Source organism: Pseudomonas sp. W3I7, assembly GCF_030816095.1.
Classification (GTDB): domain Bacteria; phylum Pseudomonadota; class Gammaproteobacteria; order Pseudomonadales; family Pseudomonadaceae; genus Aquipseudomonas; species Aquipseudomonas salomonii.
On sequence record NZ_JAUSXP010000001.1, the window covers coordinates 2784352 to 2810176 of the forward strand.

General features: G+C 60.6%; 32 protein-coding genes. 9 read left to right on the top strand and 23 right to left on the bottom strand.

Features of this window, described 5'->3' with window-relative positions:
• Window positions 1–3 precede the first annotated feature (3 nt).
• The 9 genes from QF043_RS13005 to QF043_RS13045 form a co-directional block, all read right to left on the bottom strand.
• Window positions 4–351, bottom strand: coding sequence for an SLOG family protein (locus QF043_RS13005; RefSeq protein WP_305453592.1), 348 nt, complete (start codon window positions 349–351; stop codon window positions 4–6).
• 65 nt (window positions 352–416) lie between these two features.
• Window positions 417–3131 (bottom strand): magnesium-translocating P-type ATPase, encoded by a 2715-nt coding sequence (mgtA, locus tag QF043_RS13010; RefSeq protein ID WP_307418791.1) that lies wholly within the window; start codon window positions 3129–3131, stop codon window positions 417–419.
• A gap of 235 nt (window positions 3132–3366) precedes the next feature.
• Window positions 3367–3675: a hypothetical protein gene (locus QF043_RS13015; protein ID WP_307418792.1), complete on the bottom strand. Its 309-nt coding sequence runs from the start codon at window positions 3673–3675 to the stop codon at window positions 3367–3369.
• 318 nt (window positions 3676–3993) lie between these two features.
• The gene (locus QF043_RS13020; RefSeq protein ID WP_307418793.1) at window positions 3994–4605 is read right to left on the bottom strand and encodes a LysE family transporter; all 612 of its coding nucleotides are present in this window, start codon (window positions 4603–4605) and stop codon (window positions 3994–3996) included.
• Between the two features lie 72 nt (window positions 4606–4677).
• Window positions 4678–5472: an AraC family transcriptional regulator gene (locus tag QF043_RS13025; RefSeq protein WP_307418794.1), complete on the bottom strand. Its 795-nt coding sequence runs from the start codon at window positions 5470–5472 to the stop codon at window positions 4678–4680.
• 48 nt (window positions 5473–5520) lie between these two features.
• A complete protein-coding gene (gene arsH / locus QF043_RS13030; protein ID WP_373460781.1) occupies window positions 5521–6210 on the bottom strand; it encodes an arsenical resistance protein ArsH in 690 nt (229 codons plus the stop codon).
• Window positions 6211–6219: 9 nt separating this feature from the next.
• On the bottom strand, window positions 6220–6690 hold the full coding sequence (locus QF043_RS13035) for an arsenate reductase ArsC (RefSeq protein ID WP_307418796.1): 471 nt from the start codon (window positions 6688–6690) through the stop codon (window positions 6220–6222).
• A 13-nt stretch (window positions 6691–6703) separates the two neighbouring features.
• Window positions 6704–7987, bottom strand: a complete 1284-nt coding sequence (locus QF043_RS13040; protein ID WP_307418797.1) for an arsenic transporter — start codon at window positions 7985–7987, stop codon at window positions 6704–6706.
• A 19-nt stretch (window positions 7988–8006) separates the two neighbouring features.
• Window positions 8007–8363 (bottom strand): metalloregulator ArsR/SmtB family transcription factor, encoded by a 357-nt coding sequence (locus QF043_RS13045; protein WP_056860337.1) that lies wholly within the window; start codon window positions 8361–8363, stop codon window positions 8007–8009.
• Window positions 8364–8542: 179 nt separating this feature from the next.
• Here QF043_RS13045 and QF043_RS13050 point away from each other — a divergent pair, with 179 nt between their 5' ends.
• The 4 genes from QF043_RS13050 (at window position 8543) to QF043_RS13065 (ending at window position 10724) form a co-directional block, all read left to right on the top strand.
• Complete coding sequence (locus QF043_RS13050; RefSeq protein ID WP_017138831.1) at window positions 8543–8758, top strand: hypothetical protein; 216 nt, start codon at window positions 8543–8545, stop codon at window positions 8756–8758.
• Window positions 8759–8833: 75 nt separating this feature from the next.
• Complete coding sequence (locus QF043_RS13055; RefSeq protein WP_307418798.1) at window positions 8834–9529, top strand: AzlC family ABC transporter permease; 696 nt, start codon at window positions 8834–8836, stop codon at window positions 9527–9529.
• Window positions 9526–9837, top strand: coding sequence for an AzlD domain-containing protein (locus QF043_RS13060; protein ID WP_307418799.1), 312 nt, complete (start codon window positions 9526–9528; stop codon window positions 9835–9837). Before QF043_RS13055 ends, QF043_RS13060 begins: the two co-directional genes overlap by 4 nt.
• Window positions 9838–10370: 533 nt before the next feature.
• The gene (locus QF043_RS13065; protein ID WP_307418800.1) at window positions 10371–10724 is read left to right on the top strand and encodes a lipoprotein; all 354 of its coding nucleotides are present in this window, start codon (window positions 10371–10373) and stop codon (window positions 10722–10724) included.
• A gap of 145 nt (window positions 10725–10869) precedes the next feature.
• On the opposite strand, the gene QF043_RS13070 is transcribed toward QF043_RS13065, so the two are convergent.
• The 8 genes from QF043_RS13070 to QF043_RS13105 all read right to left on the bottom strand — a co-directional run bounded on the left by QF043_RS13070 (window position 10870) and on the right by QF043_RS13105 (window position 19216).
• Complete coding sequence (locus QF043_RS13070; RefSeq protein WP_058420356.1) at window positions 10870–11574, bottom strand: YoaK family protein; 705 nt, start codon at window positions 11572–11574, stop codon at window positions 10870–10872.
• Window positions 11575–11643: 69 nt separating this feature from the next.
• Window positions 11644–13278, bottom strand: a complete 1635-nt coding sequence (locus tag QF043_RS13075; protein WP_307418801.1) for an ABC-F family ATP-binding cassette domain-containing protein — start codon at window positions 13276–13278, stop codon at window positions 11644–11646.
• Between the two features lie 124 nt (window positions 13279–13402).
• Entirely contained in the window at window positions 13403–14452 is a 1050-nt protein-coding gene (locus QF043_RS13080) for a DNA topoisomerase IB (protein WP_307418802.1), read from the bottom strand.
• Between the two features lie 74 nt (window positions 14453–14526).
• The gene (gene modC / locus QF043_RS13085) at window positions 14527–15606 is read right to left on the bottom strand and encodes a molybdenum ABC transporter ATP-binding protein (protein ID WP_307418803.1); all 1080 of its coding nucleotides are present in this window, start codon (window positions 15604–15606) and stop codon (window positions 14527–14529) included.
• A 5-nt stretch (window positions 15607–15611) separates the two neighbouring features.
• A complete protein-coding gene (gene modB / locus QF043_RS13090) occupies window positions 15612–16298 on the bottom strand; it encodes a molybdate ABC transporter permease subunit (protein ID WP_307421379.1) in 687 nt (228 codons plus the stop codon).
• Window positions 16295–17053 (bottom strand): molybdate ABC transporter substrate-binding protein, encoded by a 759-nt coding sequence (gene modA, locus QF043_RS13095; protein ID WP_307418804.1) that lies wholly within the window; start codon window positions 17051–17053, stop codon window positions 16295–16297. The genes modB and modA overlap by 4 nt, the downstream gene beginning before the upstream one ends.
• 112 nt (window positions 17054–17165) lie before the next feature.
• Window positions 17166–18230 carry a nitronate monooxygenase family protein gene (locus tag QF043_RS13100; RefSeq protein WP_307418805.1) on the bottom strand — a complete coding sequence of 355 codons (1065 nt, stop codon included), beginning with the start codon at window positions 18228–18230 and terminating at the stop codon, window positions 17166–17168.
• Window positions 18231–18337: 107 nt separating this feature from the next.
• Entirely contained in the window at window positions 18338–19216 is an 879-nt protein-coding gene (locus QF043_RS13105) for an alpha/beta fold hydrolase (protein ID WP_307418806.1), read from the bottom strand.
• 175 nt (window positions 19217–19391) lie between these two features.
• Between QF043_RS13105 and QF043_RS13110 the strand changes: the two genes are divergently transcribed.
• Window positions 19392–19985 (top strand): ABATE domain-containing protein, encoded by a 594-nt coding sequence (locus tag QF043_RS13110; RefSeq protein ID WP_307418807.1) that lies wholly within the window; start codon window positions 19392–19394, stop codon window positions 19983–19985.
• A 54-nt stretch (window positions 19986–20039) separates the two neighbouring features.
• On the opposite strand, the gene ada is transcribed toward QF043_RS13110, so the two are convergent.
• From ada to QF043_RS13130, 4 genes are all read right to left on the bottom strand, one after another.
• Window positions 20040–21092: a bifunctional DNA-binding transcriptional regulator/O6-methylguanine-DNA methyltransferase Ada gene (gene ada / locus QF043_RS13115; RefSeq protein ID WP_307418808.1), complete on the bottom strand. Its 1053-nt coding sequence runs from the start codon at window positions 21090–21092 to the stop codon at window positions 20040–20042.
• 75 nt (window positions 21093–21167) lie between these two features.
• Window positions 21168–21833 carry a DNA oxidative demethylase AlkB gene (alkB, locus tag QF043_RS13120; protein ID WP_305453569.1) on the bottom strand — a complete coding sequence of 222 codons (666 nt, stop codon included), beginning with the start codon at window positions 21831–21833 and terminating at the stop codon, window positions 21168–21170.
• Between the two features lie 3 nt (window positions 21834–21836).
• On the bottom strand, window positions 21837–22001 hold the full coding sequence (locus QF043_RS13125) for a hypothetical protein (protein ID WP_307418809.1): 165 nt from the start codon (window positions 21999–22001) through the stop codon (window positions 21837–21839).
• Between the two features lie 36 nt (window positions 22002–22037).
• Window positions 22038–22340 carry a DUF1883 domain-containing protein gene (locus QF043_RS13130; RefSeq protein WP_003173824.1) on the bottom strand — a complete coding sequence of 101 codons (303 nt, stop codon included), beginning with the start codon at window positions 22338–22340 and terminating at the stop codon, window positions 22038–22040.
• A 213-nt stretch (window positions 22341–22553) separates the two neighbouring features.
• On the opposite strand from QF043_RS13130, the gene QF043_RS13135 reads away from it, so the two are divergent.
• The 4 genes from QF043_RS13135 (at window position 22554) to QF043_RS13150 (ending at window position 24964) form a co-directional block, all read left to right on the top strand.
• Entirely contained in the window at window positions 22554–22904 is a 351-nt protein-coding gene (locus tag QF043_RS13135; RefSeq protein ID WP_056860075.1) for a hypothetical protein, read from the top strand.
• 172 nt (window positions 22905–23076) lie between these two features.
• Entirely contained in the window at window positions 23077–23724 is a 648-nt protein-coding gene (locus QF043_RS13140; protein ID WP_307418810.1) for a c-type cytochrome, read from the top strand.
• Window positions 23721–24644, top strand: a complete 924-nt coding sequence (locus tag QF043_RS13145; RefSeq protein WP_307418811.1) for a c-type cytochrome — start codon at window positions 23721–23723, stop codon at window positions 24642–24644. Before QF043_RS13140 ends, QF043_RS13145 begins: the two co-directional genes overlap by 4 nt.
• A gap of 89 nt (window positions 24645–24733) precedes the next feature.
• Window positions 24734–24964 (top strand): hypothetical protein, encoded by a 231-nt coding sequence (locus QF043_RS13150; protein WP_056860072.1) that lies wholly within the window; start codon window positions 24734–24736, stop codon window positions 24962–24964.
• Window positions 24965–24973: 9 nt separating this feature from the next.
• On the opposite strand, the gene QF043_RS13155 is transcribed toward QF043_RS13150, so the two are convergent.
• Together QF043_RS13155 and QF043_RS13160 are read right to left on the bottom strand one after the other, a co-directional pair.
• Window positions 24974–25258 (bottom strand): hypothetical protein, encoded by a 285-nt coding sequence (locus tag QF043_RS13155; RefSeq protein WP_017135492.1) that lies wholly within the window; start codon window positions 25256–25258, stop codon window positions 24974–24976.
• A 144-nt stretch (window positions 25259–25402) separates the two neighbouring features.
• Entirely contained in the window at window positions 25403–25591 is a 189-nt protein-coding gene (locus tag QF043_RS13160) for a hypothetical protein (protein ID WP_017135493.1), read from the bottom strand.
• Between the last annotated feature and the right edge of the window lie 234 nt (window positions 25592–25825).

Here is a 25825-nt window from a genome sequence, read left to right on the forward strand (position 1 = left end):
AATTCAGCTTTCTACGGTCAGCACCGAAATGCCGCTGGCTTTGGCCTGGCAAACCAGCTCCGAGGTGTCGTCACCACCCGGCAGGGCGATGATCACGTCGGGGCGGCTGTCGGCGAGCATGAAATGGTTGCGCTGGCGTTCCGCCTGCTTGCCGTGGCGTTGCCAATTGGGCGGGTAGCGCACCACGTCGATGCGCATTTCCCGCGCCCATTCCTCGATGTCACTGCCGAGGAACTGGTTGCCGCCGTGAATCAAAACCTGCACCGGGCGCAGGCGGTGGTAGGCGTCCAGCACTTGGCGGGTCTTTTTGGTGTCAGCGTAATGACGACCTGCACAGATAAGCACGCGCATAGTCAGGGTCCTTGTGATGCACGGTGGCGGCCGGGCGACCGCCACCGTTTAAACGGCGGGGGTGATCAGTACCACTGCTTGAAGCGGCGGATGTAGATCGTTTTCATCAGCTGTGCCACGCAGCAGTAGGCGAGCAGGGTGCCGACCAGCCACGGGAAGTACGCGAGCGGCAGCGGTTGCAGGCCCACCAATGTGCCCAGCGGCGAGAACGGCACGTAGATCCCCAGGCAGATGACGATGGCGGTCATCATCAACACCGGCCAGGCAGCCGTGCTCTGGAAGAACGGGATCTTGCGAGTGCGCAACATATGCACCACCAGGGTTTGCGAGAGCAGGCCCTCGATAAACCAGCCGGACTGGAACAGGGTCTGCATTTCCACGCTGTTGGCGCTGAACACGTACCACATCAACGCAAAGGTGGTGATGTCGAAGATCGACGAGGTCGGCCCGATCCAGATCATGAAGCGGCCGATGTTCTTGGCATCCCACTTGCGCGGTTTGGCCAGGTATTCCTTGTCCATCTTGTCCCACGGCAAAGCCAACTGGGAGATGTCGTACATCAGGTTTTGCAGCAGCAAGTGAATTGCCAGCATCGGCATGAACGGGATGAACGCACTGGCCACCAGCACCGAGAACACGTTGCCGAAGTTGGAGCTGGCGGTCATGTTCAGGTACTTCATGATGTTGCCGAAGGTTTCGCGGCCCTTGAGCACGCCTTCTTCCAGCACCATCAGGCTTTTTTCCAGCAGGATGATGTCGGCCGATTCCTTGGCGATATCGGTGCCGCTGTCCACCGAGATACCCACGTCGGCATCCCGCAGCGCCGGGGCATCGTTGATGCCGTCGCCGAGGAAGCCCACGGTGTGGCCGTTGGCTTGCAGGGCTTTCAGTACGCGGGACTTCTGCAATGGCGTGAGTTTGGCGAACACCGTGCGTTCTTCCACGCGGCGCAGCAGGGTGGCGTCGTCCATCGCTTCGATTTCCACGCCCAGCAGCGGCTGGCCGGGTTCGAGGCCGACCTGGCGGCAGATCTTGCTGGTGACCACGGCGTTATCGCCGGTCAACACCTTCACGGCCACGCCGATTTGTTGCAGCGCGGCAATCGCCGGGCCTGCGGTTTCCTTCGGTGGATCAAGGAAGGTCAGGAAGCCCTGGATCACCAGGTTGCGCTCATCGGCGGTGGTGTACTGCTGGCGCGCCATGGATTTAGGGATATTGCGTGTCGCCACCACCAGGACGCGGAAACCGTCCTCGTTGTAGTCGTTGGCCAATGCCAGCAGTTCATCACGGCGTTGATCATCCAGCGGCACGGCGGTGCCCCCTTCGAGCATGTGCGTGGAGATGCTCAACATCTCTTCCACGGCGCCCTTGCACACCAGCAATTGGTCGCCGGCCGTGTCGCGCACCACAATCGACAGGCGCCGGCGCACGAAGTCGAACGGCAGTTCATCGACCTTGCTGTAGGCCAGCGGCAGCTGGAACTTGGGGTTCTGCTCCGAGAACTGCACCACGGCCTGGTCCATCAGGTTTTTCATGCCGCTCTGGTGGAAGCTGTTGAGCCAGGCCAGCGACAGCACCGCGTCATCGCGTTGGCCGATGGCGTTGACGTGATGCTCAAGGATGATCTTGTCCTGGGTCAGCGTGCCGGTCTTGTCGGTGCACAGTACGTCCATCGAACCGAAGTTCTGGATCGCATTGAGGCGCTTGACCACCACTTTGCGCTTGGCCATGGCCGTGGCGCCCTTGGCCAGGTTGGCGCTGACGATCATCGGCAGCATTTCCGGGGTCAGGCCCACGGCAACCGCCAGGGCGAACAGGAACGCATCGCCCCAGTCACCTTTGGAGAAGCCGTTGAGGAAGAACACGATCGGCACCATCACCAGCATGAAGCGGATCAACAGCCAGCTGACGCTGTTCACCCCACGGTCGAAGGCGGTTTGCACACGGGAGCCGACAATCGCCTTGGCCAATGAGCCGAAGTAGGTGCGCGGCCCGGTGGCAACCACCACCGCCTTGGCACGACCGCTGACCACGTTGGTGCCCATAAAGCAGATGTTCGGCAGGTCCAGCAGGTTGCCTTGGTCGGCCGCCAGCGTAGAGGCGGATTTTTGCGTGACATCGCCGAGGGTGTCGTACTTCTCCACCGGCAAGGCTTCGCCGGTGAGCACGGCCTGGCTGATAAACAGGTCACGGGATTCGATCAGGCGGATATCGGCCGGGATCATGTCGCCGGCAGACAGCTGCACGATGTCACCGGCGACCAGGTCGCGCATCGGCACTTCGCGCAGGATCGGCTGGCTGCCGACTTGCTCGCGGCGCAATACCGTTGCGGTGGTGCGCACCATGGCTTTGAGGGCTTCGGCGGATTTGGCCGAGCGGTGCTCCTGCCAGAAACGCAGCAGGCTGCTGAGCAGGACCATGGTCATGATGATGATGACTTTGGTCGGGTCGGCTTCTTCACCTTCCTGCATCGGCAGCCAGCAGTCAGTGATAAAGCTGATGCCGCCGAGGGTCAGCAGTACGTAGATGAACGGGTTGTTCAGTGCCTGCAGGAACTGGACGATGGCATGAGGCGGCTTGTCGTGGGCCACTTCGTTGTAGCCTTCGCGTTGCAGACGTGCCGAAGCGTCCAGTTCGGTCAGGCCGTCCTGGGTGGCACGCACATTGGCGAGGGTGGCCGACAGGCCGTTCTGGGCTTCACGGGCGGCACGCATCGACAGTTTGGTGTCGGTTGCAGTGCCATTTTTCTTGTGCAGAGGCGTGTTTTTTACGGCGCTCATTGTCTGTACTCCTGTCGCCAATTCTCGACAAAACATACCCGGTACTTACCTGAATACAGGCGAGCGAAAGCATGCCGAGCCGCGGACTTCGCGATCGGTTTAAATAGGGTGTTCACATAACTTCTACAGTGCCCGCTTAGTGCGCGTTAGTTAACTGGCGCGCAGCGGGCTACTACTGGATGTGTTCATAACGAACTCCAGAATAATCATCAGGAAGTTGCTGTTTCCAGCTGGTTTAAGCGGCGCGAGTACTCAGGTAAAACTCGAGCAACAGGCTGGCTTGAGCCAGGGTGGAAACCTGAGGTCTCTGCGGGTCTTGAGGGTCGGCGTGGTCCCAGTGCTGCAGCAATTGGCCGCTGGCAGGGCAGATACGCCAGTGCGCCAGCGGGGGAGCTGGGCGCAGTGGATCTTTGCTAGCTTGAGGGAAGGGTGCAGCAAAGGTTGAGCGCGCAGGCGCAAAGCCCACGGGCTCGCGGCACAGCTTGGCGCGCAGGGCTGCGGCCAGCGTGCGAATGTCAGGTAAAACAATCAGTTGAAAGGTCATAACACACCTCGGGACCGGACGGGCGACCGGCGAGGCAGTTACGGTGGAGCATCAAGCTCTAGCGCAGCTTACCGGACCTGGAAGGCGAGTCCTGTCATATTCTGGGTTTGGCGCCCGATGCCCGCGTGAGCGGTGCTCGGACAGCGACTAGATACTGTGTCCATTGGCTTCTTTTGTGAGGTTTAAAAAAGGCCCCAGTTGTGGGCAGGGGCAATCTACTCAGCGGGGTACAAAATGTCAACGCATAGTTGGTTAAATACGTCGGTGTTCAGAGTTTATTCAGACAAGCCGCATCGACAAGTTGTGCGATATATAACTTCATATCCCTTGTGCAGCCAGAACTGCCAGATAGATCAATACCCCACCACAGGCGCCATAACTGATGCGTTGCCATAACGGTGAGGCGTTCTTGCGCAGCAGGTTGACCAACGCCGCAATCAGAAAGCACGACAACACCGATGCCAGCATAAAGCCCGCAAAAAACATCAGCGTTTGGCCATGGCTGGGCGTGGTGCCGACGATGCCGGACAAGGCGCTGCCCAGTGCACCCCAATAGACAATGTTTTTCGGATTGGCCAGGGAAATCGCCGCGCCTACCGCCAGCGCATTTTGCCCGGAACTGGCGGGCGCGCTGCTCGCCTCGGGCAAGCGCCAGGCATCGATCAAGCTGCGGATCCCCAACCAGGCCAGGTACAGCGCGCAGACCGCCGTGAGCGGCACACGCACCGCGTCATGCTGGATCAGCAGGGCGATGCCGGTAAGGCCGATCACTGCCCACACCGCATCGCCTACCAGCGAGCCGATCTGCACCAGCAAGGCCGGGGTAAAACCGTGCAGCAGGCCCCGGCGCAACGTTTCTGCCAGCACGGCGCCTGGCGAGAGGCAAAACACAAAACCGAATGCCAGCGCGTAAAAGAAGATCGTCAACATGCCCGCGTTCCTTCAAGAGAGGGCGGGCAGTGTGGCGGCAGGTGGGGCAGGTGTCTTGAACCAGATTGCGCTTCAGCGTTTAAACAGCACGCTTTGATAGCGGCCGGGCGTGATGCCATAGGCGGCGCGAAAATGCCGGTTGAGGTGGCTTTGGTCAGCAAAGCCCAGGTCATGGGCGACTTCGCTGGCCGCTATGCCATTGCGCAACAAGCCTTTGGCGCGGCGGGTGCGCAGTTGCATCGCCCATTGCCGCGGGCTGAGCCCGGTTTCCTTCTGGAAGGCGCGCAGCAGGTGAAATTTGGACAATCCCAGCTCATCGCCGAGGTGGTCCAGGGGCAACACTTGATGCAAGTGCGCAGCCAGCAATTCCTGGGCGCGGCTGATCATGCTTTTGCCCGTTGCCATGCTGCCAGGCACACGCACACCACTGACGCCGACCACCTCACCCAGTAGCAACACCAAGGCTTCTTCATTGAGATCGCGGACCAATGCGTCGGCACTCAAGGCGCCTTTCACCGCCACAGCCAGGCGCTGCGCCAGATCCGGCTGAAAGCACAACGAGCGATCGAACTCCAGCTGCGCCAACCCAAGGTCAGCCGCCAATTGGTCGGCCGTGGCATACAGGCTGACAAACTGCCAAGGCGCGCCTGGCGCCGCGCCGCCGCCCTGGATCTGACCGGGGTTGTACAGCGTAATGCTGCCCGGCCCGGCTTCGAATTCGCGGCGGTCGAGCCAGACCTTTTCCTCACCGACGAGGTTTACGCCGATCACGCATTCATCGTGGCTATGGCGGGCAAAGGTCAGGCCGGTGCAGGCGGTGCTGCTGACTTCGTAATTGCCCAGCCAGGCGTGGTGCAGAGTGCTCATGATTCAGCTCAGGATGCGGTTGGCACGAGCATACGCCAGCAGGGCCGCTCAAATCGACCGTTGGTTGACACGCTGCGACAGCTCATCGGCGCTTTCCTTGCGCTCCGAATAGCGGTCCACCAGGTCTGGGCGATCACGCAGTAATAGGGTGAACTTCACCAGTTCCTCCATTACATCGACCACGCGATCGTAGAGCGCCGATGGCTTCATGCGGTCCTGGTCATCAAACTCCATGAATGCCTTGGGTACCGAGGATTGGTTGGGGATCGTGAACATGCGCATCCAGCGCCCCAGCACGCGCAGTTGGTTGACCGTGTTGAACGATTGCGAGCCGCCGGACACCTGCATCACCGCCAGGGTTTTGCCCTGGGTCGGGCGAACAGCACCGAGGGCCAGGGGCACCCAATCGAGCTGGGCCTTGAACACCGCCGACATCGAACCGTGGCGCTCGGGCGAGCACCACACCTGGCCTTCGGACCACTGCATCAGGTCCAGCAGCTCCTGGACTTTAGGGTGATCATTGGGCGCATCGTCGGGCAGCGGCAGGCCCGAAGGGTTGAAAATGCGCGTGTCGGCACCGAAGTGGCGCAACAGCCGCGCGGCTTCTTCCACCAGCAAACGGCTGAATGAGCGCGGGCGTGTGGAGCCGTAAAGCAGCAGGATGCGCGGCGGGTGGCCTGGCCCTGCAGGCAGTGGGCCTGCAAGGGTGCTGTTGAGGTTGGGCAGGGTGGTCATTATGTCCTCCGGTTAAAGCGCTGCGATGCGGGCCAGTTCAGCTTTCAACTCGGCTGGGCTGAGTTGGGCGAAGGGCAAGGCCAGGAACGCCGTGCAACGCCTTTCGATGGTGCTGAGCGTGGCCTTGAAGGCTGCGTCCACACTGGCCTCGTCACCCTGAACATCCGACGGGTCTTCCAAGCCCCAATGCGCCTTCACCGCCGGCCCGAAATACACCGGGCAGGCTTCGCCCGCAGCTTTGTCGCACACGGTAATCACCACATCCGGCGGGTTGCCCTCAAAGGCCTCATTGCCCTTGCTGTACAGACCTTCGGTGCTGATGCCCGCTGCCTGCAGCGTGCTCAGGCTGCGCGGCAGCACCTGGCCTTTGGGGAAGCTGCCGGAGCTGATCGCCTCGAAACCTGACGGCGCGAGGTGGTTGAACATTGCCTCGGACAAGATGCTGCGGCAGCTGTTGGCGGTACACATGAACAGGACTTTCATTGCGGTATCTCCTTCAGAGACTCAGGCGCAAGGCGAGGGCGGCGAGGGTGATCAACAGCACCGGCAAGGTCAGCACGATGCCGACCTTGAAGTAGTAGCCCCAGGTGATGGTGATGCCTTTGCGCGCCAGGATATGCAGCCACAACAAGGTGGCCAGGCTGCCGATCGGGGTGATTTTCGGGCCCAGGTCGCTGCCGATCACGTTGGCGTAGATCATCGCGTCCTTGACCACGCCCACGGCATGGCTGGACTCGATCGACAGCGCGCCGATCAGCACCGTCGGCAGGTTGTTCATTGCCGATGACAACAGCGCCGTCAGCACGCCGGTGCCCATGGCCGCGCCCCACACGCCGTAGGTGGCGAAGGTGTCGAGCCAGGTGGCGAGGTAGGTGGTCAGGCCGGCGTTACGCAAGCCGTAGACCACCAGGTACATGCCCAGGGAAAACACCACGATCTGCCACGGCGCTTCTTTCAACACTTTGCGTGTGGAGATCTTGTGGCCCTTGGCGGCGATCACCAGCAGCAACACAGCGCACACGGCGGAAATCGCACTGATGGGAATGCCCAGCGGCTCTAACGCGAAACAGCCCGCCAGCAAGATGCCCAACACCCACCAGCCGGCGCGAAAGGTCGCACGATCATGGATGGCGCTGGCGGGGTCTTCGAGGTCGGCCGGGTCGTAGGCCTGGGGAATATCGCGGCGAAAGAACCACAGCAGGACCGCAAGGGTGGCGGCGACACTGACGAAGTTCACCGGCACCATCACCGCCGCGTACTCGTTGAAGCCGATCTTGAAGTAATCCGCCGAGACGATATTCACCAGGTTTGACACCACCAGCGGCAGGCTCGCGGTATCCGCGATAAACCCCGCGCCCATCACAAACGCCAGGGTCGCTGCCGGAGAAAAGCGCAAGGCCAGCAGCATCGACATGACGATGGGCGTGAGGATCAACGCGGCGCCGTCGTTGGCAAACAGCGCCGAAACCAGCGCGCCCAGCAGCACCATATAGGCAAACAGCCGCCGGCCACGCCCACGGCCCCAACGCGCCACATGCAGGGCGGTCCAGGCAAAGAAGCCGGCCTCGTCGAGCAACAGGCTGATGACGATCAGTGCAACAAAGGTGCCGGTGGCGTTCCAGATGATGTGCCACACCACGGGGATGTCCGCCAGGCTGATGACCCCGCAGGCCAGGGCCAGAATGGCGCCCATGCTTGCACTCCAGCCGACTCCGAGGCCTTTGGGCTGCCAGATGACCAGAACGATGGTGAAGATAAAAATGCCAATTGCGACAAGCATGAATTAACGCTCCGATGGCTCAGCAGCAGGTGCTGGCCCGTTGTGGTCGGTCGCCCATGGCAGCAAGACGCTGCGCGTCGTGGTGCAACCAGGGCTGGTTGGCTTGCAAGGTGGTGTCCAGCACTTGAGTGACCCAAGCGGGCAGTGCCGGGTTGATGCGGTAGTAGATCCATTGGCCCTGACGACGATCCAGCAACAACCCGCAACTGCGCAGTTGCGCCAGGTGCCGGGAGATCTTTGGCTGGCTGTCGTCCAGAGCATGGATCAGTTCGCACACGCAAAGTTCGCCTTCGCGCAGGATCAATAACGTCAAGCGGGCACGGGTGGCGTCGGCCAGGCATTTGAACAGGGTGGGCGGGGAGAAGGGGTCTGACATGATGAAGGTCTTTTTCATATGCGTTTATTCGAATATACGTATGTCCATATGTGCAGGTCAATTCCTGAATTCGATTGATGTGGATCAAACGCCCTTCAATCCGCCACAAGTGACTGAAATTAAAATGAAACACGAATGTCCTAAAGTGCCTGCCCATTGCTGATGAAGGATGAACCCGCGTGACCCGTGCCACTCGCAACCTGCGCAAGACCCTCGATTCCGTCGCGGACAATAACGAAACCGCGGCGTTTGACCTGATGCGCGCCGTCGAAAAACTCGGCGATGAAGTGCTGCGCCAACGCCTGCTCAATACCATTCACCGGCTCAATCAGGATGCCCATGAACTGCGCGAGGCGCGCGACTCGGTGGAGCAGGTGTCGGTCAAGCTCGCCTGAGTGCGCAAGATCGTTCAAGACAACCTGCTTTAAACGCTGGCATGCTTGTCGACTGTTTGTCGATGAGCCGTCTCCATGCCTGCTGCCTTACCGCATTACGCCTTCGCCCGCGGCGCCGTCGCCGTTATTCCGTTATCCCTGGCCTGTGCGCCGTGGGGGCTGCTCGCCGGCTCCATGGCCATTGACGCGCAATTTACCCCGCTGCAGGCCCAGGGTTTGTCCGCCATCGTGTTTGCCGGTGCCGCGCAGTTGGTGGCCATCGGCATGGTCAAGAGCGGCGCCAGCCTGATCTCGATTGTGCTGACCACCCTGCTGCTGACTTCCCAGCATTTGCTGTACGGCATGCACATGCGCCCGACACTCTCGTCACTTAACGCCCGCTGGCGCATGAGCCTGGGCTTTCTGCTCACTGATGAGTTCTTCGCGCTGGTCAACCACTATGACCGCCAGACGTTCAATCGCTGGTATGCGTTGGGGGTGGGGCTGACGTTTTACATCGCCTGGAACCTCTTTACCCTGGCCGGCATTGTGCTCGGCAAAAGCATCCCCGGGCTTGACCAGTTGGGGTTGGAGTTTTCGATTGCCGCGACCTTTATCGCGTTGATTACCCCGGTGGTGCGTGATGTGCCGACGGTGGTGTGTGTGGCGGTGTCGCTGCTGTTTTCGGTGTGGCTGAGCTTTTTGCACTGGGAGTCGGCGGTGGTGGTGTCCGGGGTGTTGGGCATGAGTGCAGGGTTTGCCTGCAAGCGGCTGGGGGTAGGGCAGAAGTGATCTACATCATGATTGTGGCCATGGGGCTGGTGGTTTTCTTTAACCGTTACCTGTTTATCGAGCCGCGTTTGCCGGTGCGGCTTAACCGTGGGGCGCGGGAGTTTCTGGGGTTTGCAGTGCCTGGGATGCTGACGGCGATTTGCGGGCCGATCATTTTTCTTGCCGACCATCAGTTGAATCTGAGTCCGGGTAATCCTTATTTGCTGGCGGGAGTCTGTGCGGTGGCGTTGATGTTCTGGACGCGTAGCGTGTTGATTACGGTGCTGTTGAGCATGGGGTTGTTTTATTTGTTTCGCTGGTGGTTTTGACCGGGTTACCCACGGATTCAAGCCTGCGTTCGGCCAGCGTGGTTGACGGGGCGCCTCAGATTAAAATCTACAGCATGGCGGCCTTAAAGCCGACCTGAATGGTTGAAGCAAAAGCCTATCTACCTGATGCAACGGGGTCTAAGTGTGGGAGCGGGCTTGCTCGCGAATGCGGTGGGTCAGTGACAGATGAATTGACTGACACATTGCATTCGCGAGCAAGCCCGCTCCCACAGTTGACCGCATCCAACCTTGACGGTGAGGTCGGCTGTAGCTGTTGCTAAGGCCCTTACATCCTCAGCCGTTACCTAAGTAATGGCCCCCAACAAACATCAACACCGCGTGCTCAACCGCCTCCCAAAAAAACCAGGCAAAAAAAAGCCCGCGGGAGAGCGGGCAGAAGGGATACTTCTTAAAAATGAGCCTGCTGACTATAGGGGTCAGGCGCGCCCTTCACAGTGAAACAAAGTTCATGCACGCATCAGACAATCACCGGAGAGTGGTAAAGTCGCATTTTTTCCAAAGGAAGCAATGGCATGCGAAAGCTGGTAATTGGCGCATTGGCAGTGGCCGCACTGTCCGGCTGTGCGGGCTCGAAGATGAAGGACGCGCGCAGCGGTCAGCCCTACAAGACCCTGGCGTCGGACAAGGCCACATTGGTGGTAGCCCAATGCATTCAGTTCGGCTGGCAGGACGAGGCTGTGTTCGGCGTTGACGCTGGTGGCTTCAAAGAGCCGCTCGAAGCCGGTGGTTTTACCGTCTACACCACGGGCGGTGACTACTTTGCCGATGTGCGCGTCGCCGGTGGCGGTTCCAGCGTCAAGTACTATGCCGCCCAGGACACGATGCCGGCCAAGCGTCGGTTGGCCGCACTGGCAACCTGTCTGTAGGCTGTCTCCTTAGCATTTTTCGGAAACGCCCGGCGGGACAGGCGCTGGACATTGAATTATCATTCCTCCCGCTCGCTCGACGTGATGGCTCTTTACCAGTACACGGACGTCGAGGCCTGAACGTCGAGCGGGCCTCGTTTTCTATCTATCGCGGCATGTAGCCCAAGTGCCAGCGCCGGGGAATCTTCAGTGACACCAGCCCCAGCACGGCGGCCAATGCGCCACTGACCAGCAGCGCCTTGAGCCCGAGTTGGTGCTCCAGCACCGCGCCAATCACGGCGCCCACGAACATGCCGACCCATGGCACCAGTTGCACCCGCCAACCATTACGCCGTTCCCCCAGTATCCAGCGCCCCAACCCGCGACCAAAACGTGAGAGCGCGCCGGTCACATAGGTCAGGCCCACCGGCAAACCGTTGACCTCTTCCACGGCCGCATTGAGCATGCCCATGGCCAGGATCGCCGCCAGCAGCGCCGGCAACGTATCGTCGAAGGGCCACAGCGCCGCGCCGCACAACAAGGCGGCGATGCATAGCAGCAAAGGCAGCGCATGCCGGCGGCTGAAGCGGCTGACCACCACGCCCAGGGCGTTGCCCAGCACAAACATCGCCACCAGCAACAGCAGGCGCCCGGTCAGGCCCAGGTCGCCGGCGCTGATTGCCACCGCCAGGCGCGTGGTGTTGCCGCTCATGAATGAAACAAAATCCCCGCTGGCCATAAAGCCAATCGCATCGGTCATGCCCGCCAGTACCGACAGGCTGGCCACCAGCATCAAGCCGACACGCCCGCGCCAGCGTTGGCGATGGGCAAGCGCTGCATTGGCGTAAGGCCTTTGGGACGAAGGCAACATAGGACCGGGCTCCGCGGTGAGATTATTCGGCCACTACCGTAGGACGCTTTGGCGGTGCATGCAATGACCTCAGACACTTTCCAGTCGCCAGCCGCTGGGCTGCCAGATCAAATGGTGGGTCGGCCGGATCGCCTGGATGAACGCCTCGTCATGGGATACCGCGACAATGGCCCCGGTAAACCCGCGCAACGCCTGCTCAAAGGCCAGTACCGATTCCAGGTCCAGATGGTTGGTGGGCTCGTCCAGCAATAGCAGTTGCGCCGGGGAATCGCGCCATAGGGTGACCGCCATCGCAGCTTTCAAGCGTTCGCCGCCGCTCAGTTGACCGGTGGGTTGGGTGACGCGCAGGGCATCCAGTTGCAACAAGGCCAGGCGCGTGCGCAGCTCGCCTTCGGCCAGGGGCGTGTCGAGCAGGTTGAGTTGTTCGACGATGGAACGCTCATCCCTCAGCAGCGCCAGGTGCTGATCGATATACGCGGCGGGTATCGACACCGTGCAGGCGCCGCTGACCGCTTGCCATTGGCCCGCCAGCAGCTTGAGCAGCGTGGACTTGCCGCAACCGTTCGGCCCACGCACGGCCACGCGTACCGGGCCGATCAGGTTGAGTGTGAGGTAAGTTGCCGGCTGGTGCGGGTCGAGCCACGGCAGTTGGGCATGCTCCAGGGTGAGTACGTGTCGGCCGTTGGGCAAGGCCGAGCCGGGCAGGGCGAGCAAGGTCGGGGTTTCATCGACGACACGTGCATAGGCTTGGCGCACCTGCCCATCCAGCTCATTCTTGTAGGCTTGGTGAGCGCTGCGCACCGTGCTGACGATTTCCTTGGCGGCGCCTTTCCAGCGGGCTTTGGTAAAGCGATCAACGTTGGCGGTTTCGGCATGCTTGCGTGAGCGTGCGGCATTGCGTTGCAGGCTGTCGTGATCTTTTTGCAGGCGCTTGCGTTCGCGGCTGCGTTGCAGACGAGCATGCTCAAGCGCCATGGCGGCAGCGTGCTGTTCGGTATCGCGCTGCTGGCGATAGGCAGCGTAATTGCCGCCATACACACGCATGCCAAGGGGCGACAGCTCGACGATGCGCGCCAGGGTATTGAGCAGCTGGCGATCATGGCTGACCACCACCAAACCGCCGCGCCACTCGCTCAAAACCCGCAGCAGCCACTCGCGCCCATGGCTGTCGAGGTGGTTGGTGGGCTCATCCAGCACCAGCAGATCCGGCGCCGCCAATAGCGCACCGATGACGGCAACCCTGGCCAGTTGGCCGCCGCTCAGTTGATGGGCTGGCGCGTCAAAGCCGAGCGCGTGTAAACCCGCGTCATCAAGTGCGGCACGCAGGCGTTCGGCAAGGTCCCAGCGATCGTCAATCAGCTCAAGGTCACCGCCCCGGGCCTCGCCTCGGGCCATGCGCTCAAGCGCGGCCAGGGCCTGGGCAGTATCGGTGATCTGCGCAAGGCTTGCTCCCGGTTGCAGCGTCAGGCTCTGTGCGACGTAAGCGACGCGGGCCTTGCCGTCCAGCGTACCGGAAGAGGGTGCAAGCACCCCGGCAAGCAGCTTCGCCAGGATACTTTTACCGCGACCATTACGGCCGACAATCCCGGTGGGTGTGTAATCAATGGACAGGGTGAGGTCGTCCAGCAAGGTTTCGCCATTGGCGAACTGAAAGCACACGTGTTGCAGGGAAACCAATACGGGCAGGCGTTTGACGTCAGTCATCAGCACCTCCAAAAAAATGTCGAACAGGCCAACAAGCGCGCCAGGCGGCTCGTTGCAGGTACATTTTGGAAGGCTTAGTTGTTCACGTCGGCGCTCATCCCGTGAGTCAGAAGGGACCCGAAGGCTAACCCAGCTTGGCGCCCTTGGGCAAGTCGGTGGCCAATTGCTCGAGGAACATCGCCAGCGCGACTTCTTCGGCTTTGAGGCCCTTGCGCACCCGTGGCTTGGGCAACTTGGACAGCTCGCCCAGGCTGAAGTGCTCCAGCACGGCGGGGTGGATATAGCACTTGCGGCACACCGCTGGCGTATTGCCCAACTGCTTGGCGACGTCCTTGACCATCGCCACCACGTGGCGCTTGGCATCGGATTCGGGCTGCCACTCCAACTCGCGCAACACCGCCAGCGCCATCGCAGTGCCGGCCCAGGTGCGATAGTCCTTGGCGGTGAAATCGGCGCCGGTGAGGCTGTGCAAATAGGTATTCACGTCGTGGGAACTGACAGTGTGGCGCTCGCCGTCTTCGTCCAGGTACTGAAACAGATTCTGCCCCGGCAACTCCAGGCAGCGCTTGACCACCGTGGCCAGGCGCCGGTCCTTGACGCTGACCTGGTGCTCGACGCCACTCTTGCCGCGAAACTGGAACTGAATCTCGCTGCCCTTGATGTCCACATGGCGGTTGCGCAGGGTGGTCAGCCCGTAGGATTTGTTGTCGCGGGCATATTGGGTGTTGCCGACACGGATCAGTGTGGCGTCCAGCAGCATCACCACGGTGGCCAGGACTTTTTCACGGGTGAACCCCGGCGCGGCGATTTGCGCTTCCAATTGCTTGCGCAGTTTGGGCAAGGCATTGCCGAACTCTTGCAGGCGCGAGTATTTGTCGGTGTCGCGCACTTCGCGCCAGCGCGTGTGATAGCGGTACTGCTTGCGGCCTCGGGCATCGCGGCCGGTGGCTTGCAGGTGCCCGCGCGGGTCGGCGCAGATCCACACATCGGTGTAGGCCGGTGGCACGGCCAACGCATTCAGACGCTTTATTTCATCGGCATCGGTGATGCGCTGACCTTTGGGGTCGAGATACTGAAACTTGCCACGCAGCTTTTTGCGGCGGATGCCGGGCTGGGTGTCGTCAACATAATGCAGGTCGCGGGGCAGGTCGGCAGGCAGCGCAGAGTCGGGCATGGTGCAGGTTCCTTGGCAACAGATCAGGCCGGTATACCTGATTGACCACAGGGTTTTGCGCGGGTGCCAAATACTTACGCCAGCACGGCTACCGCCTTGATTTGCGCCCACAAGGCCTGGCCCGGATGCAGGTGCAGTTGGTCGCGGGAGAAGCGCGTAATCCTCGCCAGCAGCGGCGTACCGCCGGCATCCAGGCGCACCAGTACATGGGCGCTGTTGTCCGCCGCTATTTCCTGGGTGACCGTCACCGGCAAGCGGTTGAGGATGCTGCTGGCTTCCTCGGCGTGCAGGCTGAGGCTGACGTCGCGTGCCTGCACCTTGACCCGCAACGGTTTGCCCAACGCCAGCGGTGCATGAGCCACGCGCATTTGCAACGGGCTGTCGGGCAATTGCAGGGTGAGCAGTTGATAGTGCTCATCGTAGGCAATCACGCTGCCATTGATGACCACCCCGGCGTCATCGCCCAGCGCCATCGGCAAGTCCAGGCGTGCCAGGGTTTCGCCGATGGGGCCGCTGGCCAGCGCTTTGCCGTCGCTTAATAGCACGATGTGATCGGCCAGGCGCGCGACTTCGTCCTGGGCATGGCTGACGTACAGCACCGGAATATCCAACTCATCGTGCAGGCGTTCGAGGTAGGGCAGAATCTCGCCTTTGCGCTTGCTGTCCAGGGCTGCCAGGGGTTCATCCATCAACAACAGCTGCGGGCTGGTGAGCAGGGCGCGGGCGATGCCGACACGCTGACGTTCGCCGCCGGACAAGTGCTGCGGGTGGCGTTCAAGCAAGTGGCCGATGCCCAGCAGCTCGGCGGCCTGGGCCAGGTGCACGCGGCGAAGCGAACGAGCAATACGCTTGAGGCCGAATTCCAGATTGGCGCGCACCGACAAATGCGCAAACAGGCTCGCCTCCTGGAACACATAACCCAATGCGCGCTTATGCGGCGGTACAAACACGCCGTTGCGGCTGTCTTGCCAGACCTCATCGTTGATCTGGATAAACCCGTCTTCAGCCCGCTCAAGCCCGGCGATACAGCGCAGGCATGTGGTCTTGCCGGAGCCGGAATGCCCGTACAGTGCGGTCACGCCACGGCCGGGCAGGTGCAGGTCTACGTCCAGCGCAAAACCTGGGTACTTCACGTTCAGGCGAACATCAATCATGGCGGTCAGCTCCAACCCATCCTGGTTTTACGGCTGGAATAGAGCGCCAGCAATACGAGAAAAGCGAACACCACCATGGAGCCGGCCAGCCAGTGGGCCCGGGCATATTCCATGGCCTCGACGTGGTCGTAGATCTGCACTGAGACCACGCGGGTCTTGTCGGGGATGTTGCCGCCGATCATCAACACCACGCCGAACTCACCGACGGTGTGGGCGAAGCCCAGAATCGAGGCGGTGATAAAACCGGGGCGGGCCAGGGGCAGGATCACCGTGAAAAACGTGTCCCAAGGGTTGGCGCGCAGCGTCGCGGCCACTTCCAGTGGGCGTGTGCCAATGGCGGCGAAGGCGTTCTGCAGCGGCTGCACCACAAACGGCATGGAGTAGATCACCGAGCCGATCACCAGCCCGGCGAAACTGAACGTCAGGGTGCCCAGGCCCAGCCATTGGGTGAACTGGCCGAAATAGCCGTTGGGGCCCATGGTCAACAGCAGGTAAAAACCGATCACCGTCGGTGGCAACACCAACGGCAGCGCGACAATCGCGCCTATGGGGCCGCGCCACCAGGAGCGGGTGCGCGACAGCCACAGGGCGATCGGGGTGCCGATGATCAGCAGGATCACAGTCGTCAATGACGCCAGTTTGATGGTCAACCAGATGGCGGAAAAATCGGCACTCGACAGCGGCATATTCAGTTGGCCAATTCGTAACCGTAGGACTTGATCACCGCAGCGGCTTTTGGCCCCTTGAGGTATTCAACCAAGGCTTTGGCCGCCGCGCTGTCCTTGCCTTTATTGAGGATCACCGCGTCTTGTTTGATCGGGTCATGCATGGCCGCCGGCACGATCCACGCCGAACCGCTGGTGACCTTGCCGTCCTTGTAAATCTGCGACAGCGCGACAAAGCCCAGCTCGGCGTTGCCGGTGGACACGAACTGGTAAGCCTGGGTGATGTTCTGGCCTTCGACCAGCTTGTCCTTGACCTTCTCGCTCAAGCCTTCTTTAGCCAGCACTTGAGTGGCGGCCAGGCCATAAGGTGCCGCTTTCGGGTTGGCGATGGACAGGTGTTTGAAGTCGTTTTTCTTCAGCACATCGCCCTTGGCATCCACATAACCTTCTTTGGCCGACCACAGCGCCAGGGTGCCGACCGCGTAAGTGAAGCGTGAACCTTTGACCGTGTCGCCTTCGCTTTCAAGCTTTTGCGGGGTGGTGTCATCGGCACTGAGGAACACTTCGAACGGCGCACCGTTCTTGATCTGGGTATAGAACTGGCCGGTAGCGCCGTAGGCGGCGACCAGTTTATGGCCAGTGTCTGTTTCGAAATCGGCGGCAATCGCCTGGATCGGCGCGGTGAAGTTGGCCGCGACAGCCACCTGGACTTCATCGGCGTGGGCTGAGCCGAAGGCAAAGGCGGCAATAAGGGGGGCCAGGCGTGAAGCGCGGATCATCATGAAGCAGCTCCTTGGGAATGTACGGCATGCTCTAGGCAGAAGGCTTTACCGCTATGTATGAGAATATATAGCGGTTGGCCATTGCCGGTACAGTGCAAAGTTGCCCCAAGTGTCAGTCGCGCTTGAGCTTGGCCAGCGCCTGTTCGGCCAACTGACGGGTCAGGTCATACGTGGAAATATCTTTACCCAGACGCAGTGCCTGGCCTGCCCACAGGTTGCTGAAGCCGGCTTCATCCTTGGCCTTGAGCGGCATCAGGGCGCCGCCAGAGGTGGGGAATGCCGGTGCCGATGAGCTGATCGCGCCCAGTTCACGCATTACGCGATTGACGATGCCGCGCGCCGGGCGGCCGGTGAACAGGTTGGTCAGCGCGGTTTCACTGGCCTGGGCATGGCGCAGTGCATGGTGATGGGACGCGCTGACATTGGCTTCGGGAGTAAACAGGTACGCGGTGCCGATTTGCACCGCCGAGGCACCCAGGGCCAATGCCGCGACGATGCCGCGTGCATCGCCAATGCCGCCTGCGGCGATCACCGGCACCTTCACCGCGTCGACCATTTGCGGCACCAGCGCCATCAAGCCAATTTGGGTGTTGAGGTCGTCACTGAGGAAAATTCCTCGGTGGCCACCGGCTTCAATGCCCATCGCAATGATTGCATCGCAGCCATGCTGTTCGAGCCAAACGGCTTCTTCAACGGTGGTCGCCGAGGACAGCACCTTGGCACCGGTGGCTTTAACCCGATCGAGCAAGGTTTGTTCCGGTAGCCCAAAGTGAAAGCTCACCACCTCAGGGCGAAATTCTTCGACGACTTTGCAGGCCGCTTCGTTGAACGGCGCGCGGTTGGACACCGGGGTGGGTGCATCAAAATCGGCGCCCAGCTCGCGGTAGTAGGGTTCCAGCAACGCCTTCCAGCGCTGGTCACGCGCTTGATCAGCCGCTGGCGGTTGATGGCAGAAGAAATTGACGTTGATCGGGCCTTTGCTGGCTTGGCGAATGGTGCTCAAGGCTTCGCGTAGTTGCTCGATGCTCAGCGCGGCGGCGGGCATTGAGCCCAAGGCGCCGGCCTGATTGGCGGCGATGACCATCGCGGTGGTGGTGGCGCCGGCCATCGGCGCCTGGATGATGGGCACGTCGATGCCCAGCAGGTCGAGAATGCGGGTGTCTGGCCAGGTGCTCATGGGGCGTCTCCAGCGTGAGTAAGACTTTGCGCTGTTTTAGCAGGGCCATTGGCACCCGGCCAGTCTGTTTTATTCACTGGACGATGTAGCGGTTTCGTGCTTTTGCGTCAGTCGATGGCATGCCCCAACACCGTATGAATGCGCTCGGCGATATGCGCGGCGTGGGTTTCCAGGGCGAAGTGGCCGGTGTCCAGCAACTCGACCACGGCATTGGCATTGTCGCCCTTGTAGGCGTGGGCGCCGGGTGGAATGAAGAACGGGTCGTGCTCGCCCCAGATCACTAGCGTTGGCACCTGCGTGGCCTTGAAAAACGCCTGGAATTGCGGGTACAGGGTGAGGTTGTTGCGGTAGTCGAGAAACAGGTCCAACTGGATCTCGTCATTGCCGGGGCGCTGCATCAACAGCACATCCAGCATGTAGGATTCCGGCGCGATCAACTCAGGTGTACTCACGCCGTGCAGGTACTGGTAGCGCGTACCCTCCAGGCTGATCACAGCGTTGCGGATCACCTCGCGGTTGGCCTGGCTGGGCTCGGCCCAATAGGCACGAATCGGTGCCCAGGCATCGCCGAGGCCTTCCAGGTAAGCGTTGCCATTTTGCGAGACCAGCGCGCTGACCCGTTGTGGGTGCGCCACCGCCAGCCTCAGGCCAACCGGTGCGCCGTAATCGAAGACGTACAGGGCGTAGCGCGTGAGTTTCAGTGCATCGACAAAATGCCCCACGGTGGTTGCCAGGTTGTCGAAGCTGTAGTGGTAGTCGCGTTCTGCGGGCACTTCGGTAAAGCCGAAACCTGGTAAGTCCGGCGCGATCACCCGAAACCGCGTGGCCAGCAGCGGGATCAGGTCGCGGTACATGTGCGACGAACTCGGGAAGCCGTGCAGCAGCAAAATCACCGGGGCTGCCGGGTCGCCGGCTTCACGGTAGAACATGCGCACGCCGTCGGCATCGACGTGGTGGTAGCGGACGACAGGGGCTTGGATAGACATGATCAGTACGCCTTTTGTAACTTGATTGATTTGGTTTAGTGGTTACATCTTCTAAAAAACTGCGCTCAAAAAAGTAACCTGTCAAATGATTTATACCGGTTATAAATTTTGCTGGTGTAACTACACAGAAATGGAAATAACGGTTACGATTGCGCCGTGATCAAGAGGATTCACCATGGACATCTCTACGCCCTCAGCTGCACCGCTCGAACCTTATGTCCTGGCCGATGAGCCAGTGCTGGACATGCTCAATACCCTGGCGACTATCGACGGCGTGCCATGGGATTTCTGGCAGGCGGACGCGGATGTGCAGCGTTGGCTGGTGCGTTTGCAGTGGGCCGAGGCGGGCGGTATTCCGGTATTTGATGACGGCGCGTTGCTGCGCGCCGCGCGGGAGCTGCGTGAGGTGATTCGTGAATTGGTCGCCGCACGCAAGCAGGGCCTGGCGGGCAACCCGGCGGCCCTCAATGGCTTTTTGCGCAAGGCGGTGAGCCACCCGCAGCTGCTTTGGCCGGCATCCGGCGCGCCGCAATTGGAGCGCCAACGCAAGGTGCAGAGCGCCGAGCAATTTTTGTCGCCGATTGCCGAAGCCGCGGCTAATTTATTGGTGACTGGCGACTTCAACCTGATTCGCCGCTGCGAGCATCCGGAATGCATCCTGTGGTTTTATGATCGGACCAAGGCTCACAAGCGCCGCTGGTGCAGCATGGCGTTGTGTGGCAACCGGCATAAGGTGGCCGAATTCCGTAAACGAAAACTGGGGCTTTGAAGGCGAGGGCGCTGCAAGCGAGCAAATAACCGCCGGTGTATATATCGGTATTCCCTAGCGTTTCACCGACTGTTCGCGCTCCAACAGTTGCCGTTTGCGCTCTACGCCCCAGCGGTAGCCCGACAGCTCTCCATCACTGCGCACCACGCGGTGGCAGGGAATCGCCACCGCCAGGCTGTTGGCGCCACAGGCCTGGGCCACCGCGCGAAATGACTTGGGCGCGCCGATCTGCGCAGCTATCTGCGCGTAGCTGGCGGTGCTGCCCACCGGGATGTCGCGCAGTGCTTGCCACACCCGTTCCTGAAAGGCGGTGCCGCGCAAATCCAGGGGCAAATTCAAACCCAGGGCAGGGGCTTCGATAAAACCCACGACCTGGGCGATCAACTGCTCGAATTCATGATCTGCGCCGACCAGTTCGGCTTTGGGGAACTGGTCTTGCAAGTCGCGCAGCAGGGCGTCCGGGTCATCGCCCAATAAAATCGCACACACGCCGCGTTGGCTTTGCGCCACCAGAATCGCCCCCAGTGAGCATTGGCCCACGGCAAACAAAATCGTGCTGTTGGTGCCGCCGGCTTTGTAGTCGCTGGGCTTCATGCCGAGCAGTTGATTGGCTGACTCATAAAAGCGGCTGTTGGAATTAAAGCCCGCGTCATACAACGCATCCGTCACCGAATGCTCGCCCTTGAGGCTGTGGCGGACTTTGCGCGAACGCAAGGCGCTGGCGTAGGCCTTGGGTGTCAGGCCGGTGACGGCTTTGAATACGCGATGAAAATGGAACGCGCTTAGCCCGGCGCCATGGGCGAGTGCTTCCAGGCTGGGCGCGGTTTCGGCTTGCTCGATCTGCCGGCACGCGTCGGCCACCAGCTGGGCGTGGTGGGCCGCCAATTGCGTCTGGTCGCCGGCCGCACGTTTGCTCGGGCGATAACCCGCCGCTTCAGCTTGTGCCGGGGTGTCGAAGAACTCGATGTTTTCCGGGCGTGGCAACCGCGAGGCGCTGCTGGGGCGGCAATACACGCCGGTGGTTTTAACGCCGTAGACAAACAGGGCGTCGGCTTTGGCATCACGGGCGACGATAGCGGCCCAGCGAGGGTCTTGTTCGGTGGTCATGGCCTGCACTCTTGACGGATCACGGGCAGATTAACCGCGTTGCTGATGGCCGACACTCTGAAGCTTGCGGTCAAATTAGCCGGCGGTGCGAAAGGTCAGGTTGATGCGCTGCGGGCCCATGACCGCATGCACGCCTTCCTTGATGGGCATCACCCCATGAAAACGCAAGCGATCGACGCCGCCCCAGACCACCACGTCGCCGTGGAACAGTGAGATTTTTTGGGTTTTGCTGCTGCGCTCATGGCCGCCAAACAGAAAGATCGCCGGCAGGCCCAGGGAGACTGAAACCACAGGGGCGTTATACGCGCGTTCGTTTTTATCCTGATGCAAGGACATCTTGGCGCCCGGCACATAGCGGTTGATCAGGCAGGCGTCCGGGGCAAACGCGCTGAAGCCAGCTTCGGCGGCGGCAAGCGTGGCCAATTCACGCAACGTCTCGGGCATGGCCGGCCAGGGCTGCTGATTGCGTGGGTCAACCGGGCTGTAACGGTAGCCGGCGCTGTCGGTGGTCCAGCCCAATGCGCCGCAACTGCTCAGTGCTGCCGACATGGTGAAGCCGCCGGGCGTGACCATTTGCCGGAACGGCGATTGGGCCAACACCCGTCGCAACTCAGGCAGCAGGCGGTCAATCCAGGGCAAGGCGAAGCCCTTTAGCACGTAGGACTCTTCGCCAATCTGCTCGCGCCCCGCCGGTTGCTGTAAGGCATCCTCAGCGAACAGATCAGCCGTCGGGCCTGGCATGGTTTACAGCGCCTTGCTCACGGTGATGTCGGTGATTTCATCGGTGGCATCGTGGATTTCTGCCAGGGCTTCCTTGGCTTCTTCAACACTGTTGGTCTGTAGTTGGGCGAACTCAAAGCGACGCTCGCCGTTGAGCTTGTACTTGATAACGTATTTGGTCTTAGTCACAGCGGTTTTCCTGTCGAGGGTTCAGCTCAGCTCAGCTCAGCTTAGTTTGGTGCTGGTGCGGCGAACAATGCGAATCTTGTGGGACAACGCAGGTTTGCGGGTCACGCTGATGGCGCGGCGCGTGACCACATCCAGGGTAATGTTCCAGAATCCGGTGCTGGGTGCGGTGATTTTCGCCGGGAATTTGTCAAACGCGCCGCCATGGTAGGTGTGGCGGCCACCGTTCTTGAAACTGCGGAAATTGGCATCGCTCATCAGGCGAATGTTGCAGGTCTGCGAGCATTCGATGACAACGATGTCGCCCTCGTTGAGGTGCTCGCGCTGGTGGATGAATTTCATGGGGGTGTCTCCAGAAGGGCTTTTTCTGAAAAATCAGAATGATACGTAGGTTAAGATAGAGTTTATCAGCCCTGACGCGATTATTATCGGGTCGTCGTCGACGACTTCGACAATTTAAAACAGTTATTTCCCGAGTTTTCAGAGATAAATCCTACATATGCGGGAGAAATTTTCTCTCTACGCTGTCGTAGGGTCTTTATCGGAGGTTTAAGTATGAAGTGGAGTGTGTTGGTTCTGGCCTTGGCGTTAGGTGGATGTGCTTCGGTTGCAGATATCAAGCAGACCCCGCCAACCTTAGTGGTTATTTCAGGCAAAAAACCGCCTGAATATGCCGCGTGTGTGGTCCGAAAACTGGAAGCGACGCGCCGGCCGCCGCAGATTGAGCCGCATAAGGACGGTGTACAAGTGATTGTGCCGCAGAAATTCTCGGCCGACCCTTCGGCGATCTTCGAGATCGAAGATCGCTCCAGCGGCAGCAGTATCAAGCTCTATGAAAGCATGTCAAATGTGCCGATTCGCCCAGGCGACATCAAGAAAGCCGGGGAGGATTGCATCTCCGGCTGAGCCTCTGGTTTATCCGTGTACTGAACCCGATAAAAAAGCCTGACCCTGCCGTTGCAGCGTCAGGCTTTTTTTTTGCGTCTATTCGAGTGTTGTCGCCTGAGGATCATTGCCCTACTATTTGTAGGCTTATGCGTTTGTAGTCTAAGCATATAACTATAAGGAAGGAGCCGTGATGATGTTTCTGGAACGACTGTTGATAGGCAGCGCGCTGCTAGTGCTAGTGGGCAATGCCCACGCGCTGGAGGGAAAAAAGGTCTTTACCGAAGGCGGCTCACAGCCTGGCGCCATGCCCTGTGTGGCGTGCCACGGTGCCGATGGGCTGGGCCTGGCTGCCGCCGGTTTCCCCAGGCTGGCAGGCTTGCCGGCCGAGTATGTGCGCAAACAGTTGGCTGACTTCAGCAGCGGGGCGCGCAGTAATCCGGTGATGCAACCGTTGGCCAAGGCGCTGACTGATGAGGAAGTGACGGCGGTCAGCGAGGCGGTGGCGGCGATGCCGTTTCCGGGCGTGGCAACGGCGTATCGCAGCGATATGCCTGTGGGTGCCGCGCAAAAGCTTGCATTGCAGGGCGCCTGGGAACGTCAGATCCCCGCGTGCGTCAGCTGCCATGGGCCTGCCGGTGTTGGTGTAGGTGATGCGTTTCCACCGCTGGCGGGCCAGCCTGCCGCGTACCTGGCGGCGCAGTTGATGGCCTGGCAGAACGGCAGCCGTCACAATGACCCCAACGACTTGATGGGCCATATCGCCAAGTCCCTGACGGCAGAAGAAGTGCAGGGCGTGGCCCAGTATTTCGCAGGGTTGAAACAGGAGGCCAAGCCATGAAGCCCTTCACGTTAGCGGCTGTACTTGGCTTGCTGGTTGCACTGCCCGCCCACGCGGCACCGATTGCCATGGAAGACCAGTCCCAATTGCAGCCATCGGCCAAGCTCGCGGCGGCCGACCTCTTCCAGCCGCCACAGGAAAGCGAGCTGCCCGACAATGCCTACGGCAAGCTGGTGCGCCAGGGCTACGCCTTGTTCGTCGACACCAAACGCCTGGCGCCACAATTTGTCGGCAATGGGCTCAACTGCAGCAATTGCCACCTGGATCAAGGCCGCCTGGCCAACTCGGCGCCGCTGTGGGGCGCGTACCCGATGTACCCGGCGTATCGAAAGAAGAACGACAAGGTCAACACCTTCGCCGAACGCTTGCAGGGCTGCTTCCAGTTCAGCATGAATGGCGGCACGCCACCGGCCGCCGACAGCCCGGAGATTACCGCGCTGTCAGTCTATTCCTACTGGCTGGCCAGCAAGGCGCCGCTGGGCGTGGAACTTGCGGGGCGTGGCTACCCCGACGTGGCGCAACCGGCCAAGGGTTACAACCTGGCCCAGGGCGCCGAGGTGTACAAGGGCCAGTGTGCGGTGTGCCACGGCGGCGAAGGGCAGGGGCAAAAAGTCGGTGACAGCTATGTGATGCCGCCGCTGTGGGGCAAGGATGCCTACAACTGGGGCGCCGGCATGCACCGAATCAACACGGCTGCCTCGTTCATCAAGCACAACATGCCGCTGGGCAAGGGTGGCAGCCTGAGTGATCAGCAGGCGTGGGATGTGGCGGCCTACGTCAACAGCCACGAACGGCCGCAGGATCCACGCCTGGTTGCAGGCTCCATAGAGAAGACCCGGGTCAAGTTTCACGCCAATGACGGGGTCAATCTTTACGGTCAGACGGTAGAGGGCGTGCTGATCGGGCAGGGCATCCGTTAAACTGTCGGCCATTCAATGCGCCATTCAATGCAAAGATGCCGCTCAAACCCTGGGTTTGCGCGGCATTTGTCCTTCCTGGAAAGCCCGTCATGAAACGAGAACACGTCAAAGCCCGACATGCCGAAGGCCATATTTCGGCCACCCATGTTATCCAGAACCCCGCCGACCTGGGCGAGTGGATCGTATTTTTCAAGAAGAGCGGCGGTCGTAGTTACTTCCTGGTTGACGATCAGGACGAGGTTGAGTCATTCCCGCGCCTGGACGACCTGATCGAGACCTTGCGCGGCCTGGGGATCAAATTCGCCGAAGTTCATCTGTAGCGCGCAGGGTTACTTGCACACCACCACGACGCTGCGGCTTTTGAAGTTGCCCACGTCTTTACCCAGGGTCTTGTCGCTTTCCTTGAGTGCCGGCGTGCCTTCGGTGCCGACGATGCGGTAGCCGGTGCCTGCACACGAAGCGTCAGCTTTTTCGTAGCAACTGGCCCACGAATTGGCCTCGCCCGAGCAGTCGATGGTCAGGCCTTGCTCGCCGTTTTTCAGGTAGGTGTCGGACGTGGTGGTGCAGCCGGTCATCAGCGCCAGGGCCGCAGTCAATGCCAGAATCTTGTTCATGAGTTGGGTCGTCGTTGAGGGTGTAGGTGGGGCGCAGACACTGTCGTGGGGCGTTTTCAGCAAGATTATAGCGAACGGCCATCAAGGTACAGACAAACACAAAAAAGCCCCGTCGACCGGGGCTTTGTGCGCAAGCAATGACGCTTACTTTTTATCTTTTGGGCGCTTGCTCGACGCGTGGCCGGCTTCGTCCACAAACACTTCAGCCACCGCAACGGCCATGCTTTCGCTCGCGAATACCCCGGCGACGCTGTCGCCGTGGAAGTTGATCAGGTGCCAGCCGTCCGCTCGCTTGGTGATCAGGTAGCCGTTTACGCCTTTTGGTTCTGACATCTATCAATCTCGTGGTGTGGTTCAGGCGAGCAATGATAGCGCCAATTGGCCACGAGGCGCGCAAGTTGTTGCAGGTCAGTGCCGTGCAGCGAAAAGCGTGCTAAAACCATTGAGGCGCTCGTAAGCAAAGGGGCGATGACGGGTTATGTCGCGTCCTGAGTAAATGCTCTTCGTAGGATCAGCGGAACTTACGCGCACATTTTTTCTCTATGTTGACATCGCAACGCCAGCAGG

What these genes read in the sequence shown, in the direction of transcription:
- QF043_RS13160 (WP_017135493.1), bottom strand. Translation starts at nt 25,591, where the DNA reads ATGTCAGAACCAAAAGGCGTAAACGGCTACCTGATCACCAAGCGAGCG.
- QF043_RS13020 (WP_307418793.1), bottom strand. Translation starts at nt 4,605, where the DNA reads ATGTTGACGATCTTCTTTTACGCGCTGGCATTCGGTTTTGTGTTTTGC.
- QF043_RS13130 (WP_003173824.1), bottom strand. Translation starts at nt 22,340, where the DNA reads ATGAAATTCATCCACCAGCGCGAGCACCTCAACGAGGGCGACATCGTT.
- QF043_RS13145 (WP_307418811.1), top strand. Translation starts at nt 23,721, where the DNA reads ATGAAGCCCTTCACGTTAGCGGCTGTACTTGGCTTGCTGGTTGCACTG.
- QF043_RS13155 (WP_017135492.1), bottom strand. Translation starts at nt 25,258, where the DNA reads ATGAACAAGATTCTGGCATTGACTGCGGCCCTGGCGCTGATGACCGGC.
- QF043_RS13025 (WP_307418794.1), bottom strand. Translation starts at nt 5,472, where the DNA reads ATGAGCACTCTGCACCACGCCTGGCTGGGCAATTACGAAGTCAGCAGC.
- QF043_RS13035 (WP_307418796.1), bottom strand. Translation starts at nt 6,690, where the DNA reads ATGAAAGTCCTGTTCATGTGTACCGCCAACAGCTGCCGCAGCATCTTG.
- QF043_RS13055 (WP_307418798.1), top strand. Translation starts at nt 8,834, where the DNA reads ATGCCTGCTGCCTTACCGCATTACGCCTTCGCCCGCGGCGCCGTCGCC.
- QF043_RS13045 (WP_056860337.1), bottom strand. Translation starts at nt 8,363, where the DNA reads ATGTCAGACCCCTTCTCCCCGCCCACCCTGTTCAAATGCCTGGCCGAC.
- QF043_RS13135 (WP_056860075.1), top strand. Translation starts at nt 22,554, where the DNA reads ATGAAGTGGAGTGTGTTGGTTCTGGCCTTGGCGTTAGGTGGATGTGCT.
- alkB (WP_305453569.1), bottom strand. Translation starts at nt 21,833, where the DNA reads ATGCCAGGCCCGACGGCTGATCTGTTCGCTGAGGATGCCTTACAGCAA.
- mgtA (WP_307418791.1), bottom strand. Translation starts at nt 3,131, where the DNA reads ATGAGCGCCGTAAAAAACACGCCTCTGCACAAGAAAAATGGCACTGCA.
- QF043_RS13065 (WP_307418800.1), top strand. Translation starts at nt 10,371, where the DNA reads ATGCGAAAGCTGGTAATTGGCGCATTGGCAGTGGCCGCACTGTCCGGC.
- QF043_RS13105 (WP_307418806.1), bottom strand. Translation starts at nt 19,216, where the DNA reads ATGTCTATCCAAGCCCCTGTCGTCCGCTACCACCACGTCGATGCCGAC.
- QF043_RS13075 (WP_307418801.1), bottom strand. Translation starts at nt 13,278, where the DNA reads ATGACTGACGTCAAACGCCTGCCCGTATTGGTTTCCCTGCAACACGTG.
- QF043_RS13070 (WP_058420356.1), bottom strand. Translation starts at nt 11,574, where the DNA reads ATGTTGCCTTCGTCCCAAAGGCCTTACGCCAATGCAGCGCTTGCCCAT.
- QF043_RS13110 (WP_307418807.1), top strand. Translation starts at nt 19,392, where the DNA reads ATGGACATCTCTACGCCCTCAGCTGCACCGCTCGAACCTTATGTCCTG.
- QF043_RS13150 (WP_056860072.1), top strand. Translation starts at nt 24,734, where the DNA reads ATGAAACGAGAACACGTCAAAGCCCGACATGCCGAAGGCCATATTTCG.
- QF043_RS13140 (WP_307418810.1), top strand. Translation starts at nt 23,077, where the DNA reads ATGATGTTTCTGGAACGACTGTTGATAGGCAGCGCGCTGCTAGTGCTA.
- ada (WP_307418808.1), bottom strand. Translation starts at nt 21,092, where the DNA reads ATGACCACCGAACAAGACCCTCGCTGGGCCGCTATCGTCGCCCGTGAT.
- QF043_RS13040 (WP_307418797.1), bottom strand. Translation starts at nt 7,987, where the DNA reads ATGCTTGTCGCAATTGGCATTTTTATCTTCACCATCGTTCTGGTCATC.
- QF043_RS13080 (WP_307418802.1), bottom strand. Translation starts at nt 14,452, where the DNA reads ATGCCCGACTCTGCGCTGCCTGCCGACCTGCCCCGCGACCTGCATTAT.
- modC (WP_307418803.1), bottom strand. Translation starts at nt 15,606, where the DNA reads ATGATTGATGTTCGCCTGAACGTGAAGTACCCAGGTTTTGCGCTGGAC.
- QF043_RS13100 (WP_307418805.1), bottom strand. Translation starts at nt 18,230, where the DNA reads ATGAGCACCTGGCCAGACACCCGCATTCTCGACCTGCTGGGCATCGAC.
- QF043_RS13005 (WP_305453592.1), bottom strand. Translation starts at nt 351, where the DNA reads ATGCGCGTGCTTATCTGTGCAGGTCGTCATTACGCTGACACCAAAAAG.
- QF043_RS13015 (WP_307418792.1), bottom strand. Translation starts at nt 3,675, where the DNA reads ATGACCTTTCAACTGATTGTTTTACCTGACATTCGCACGCTGGCCGCA.
- modA (WP_307418804.1), bottom strand. Translation starts at nt 17,053, where the DNA reads ATGATGATCCGCGCTTCACGCCTGGCCCCCCTTATTGCCGCCTTTGCC.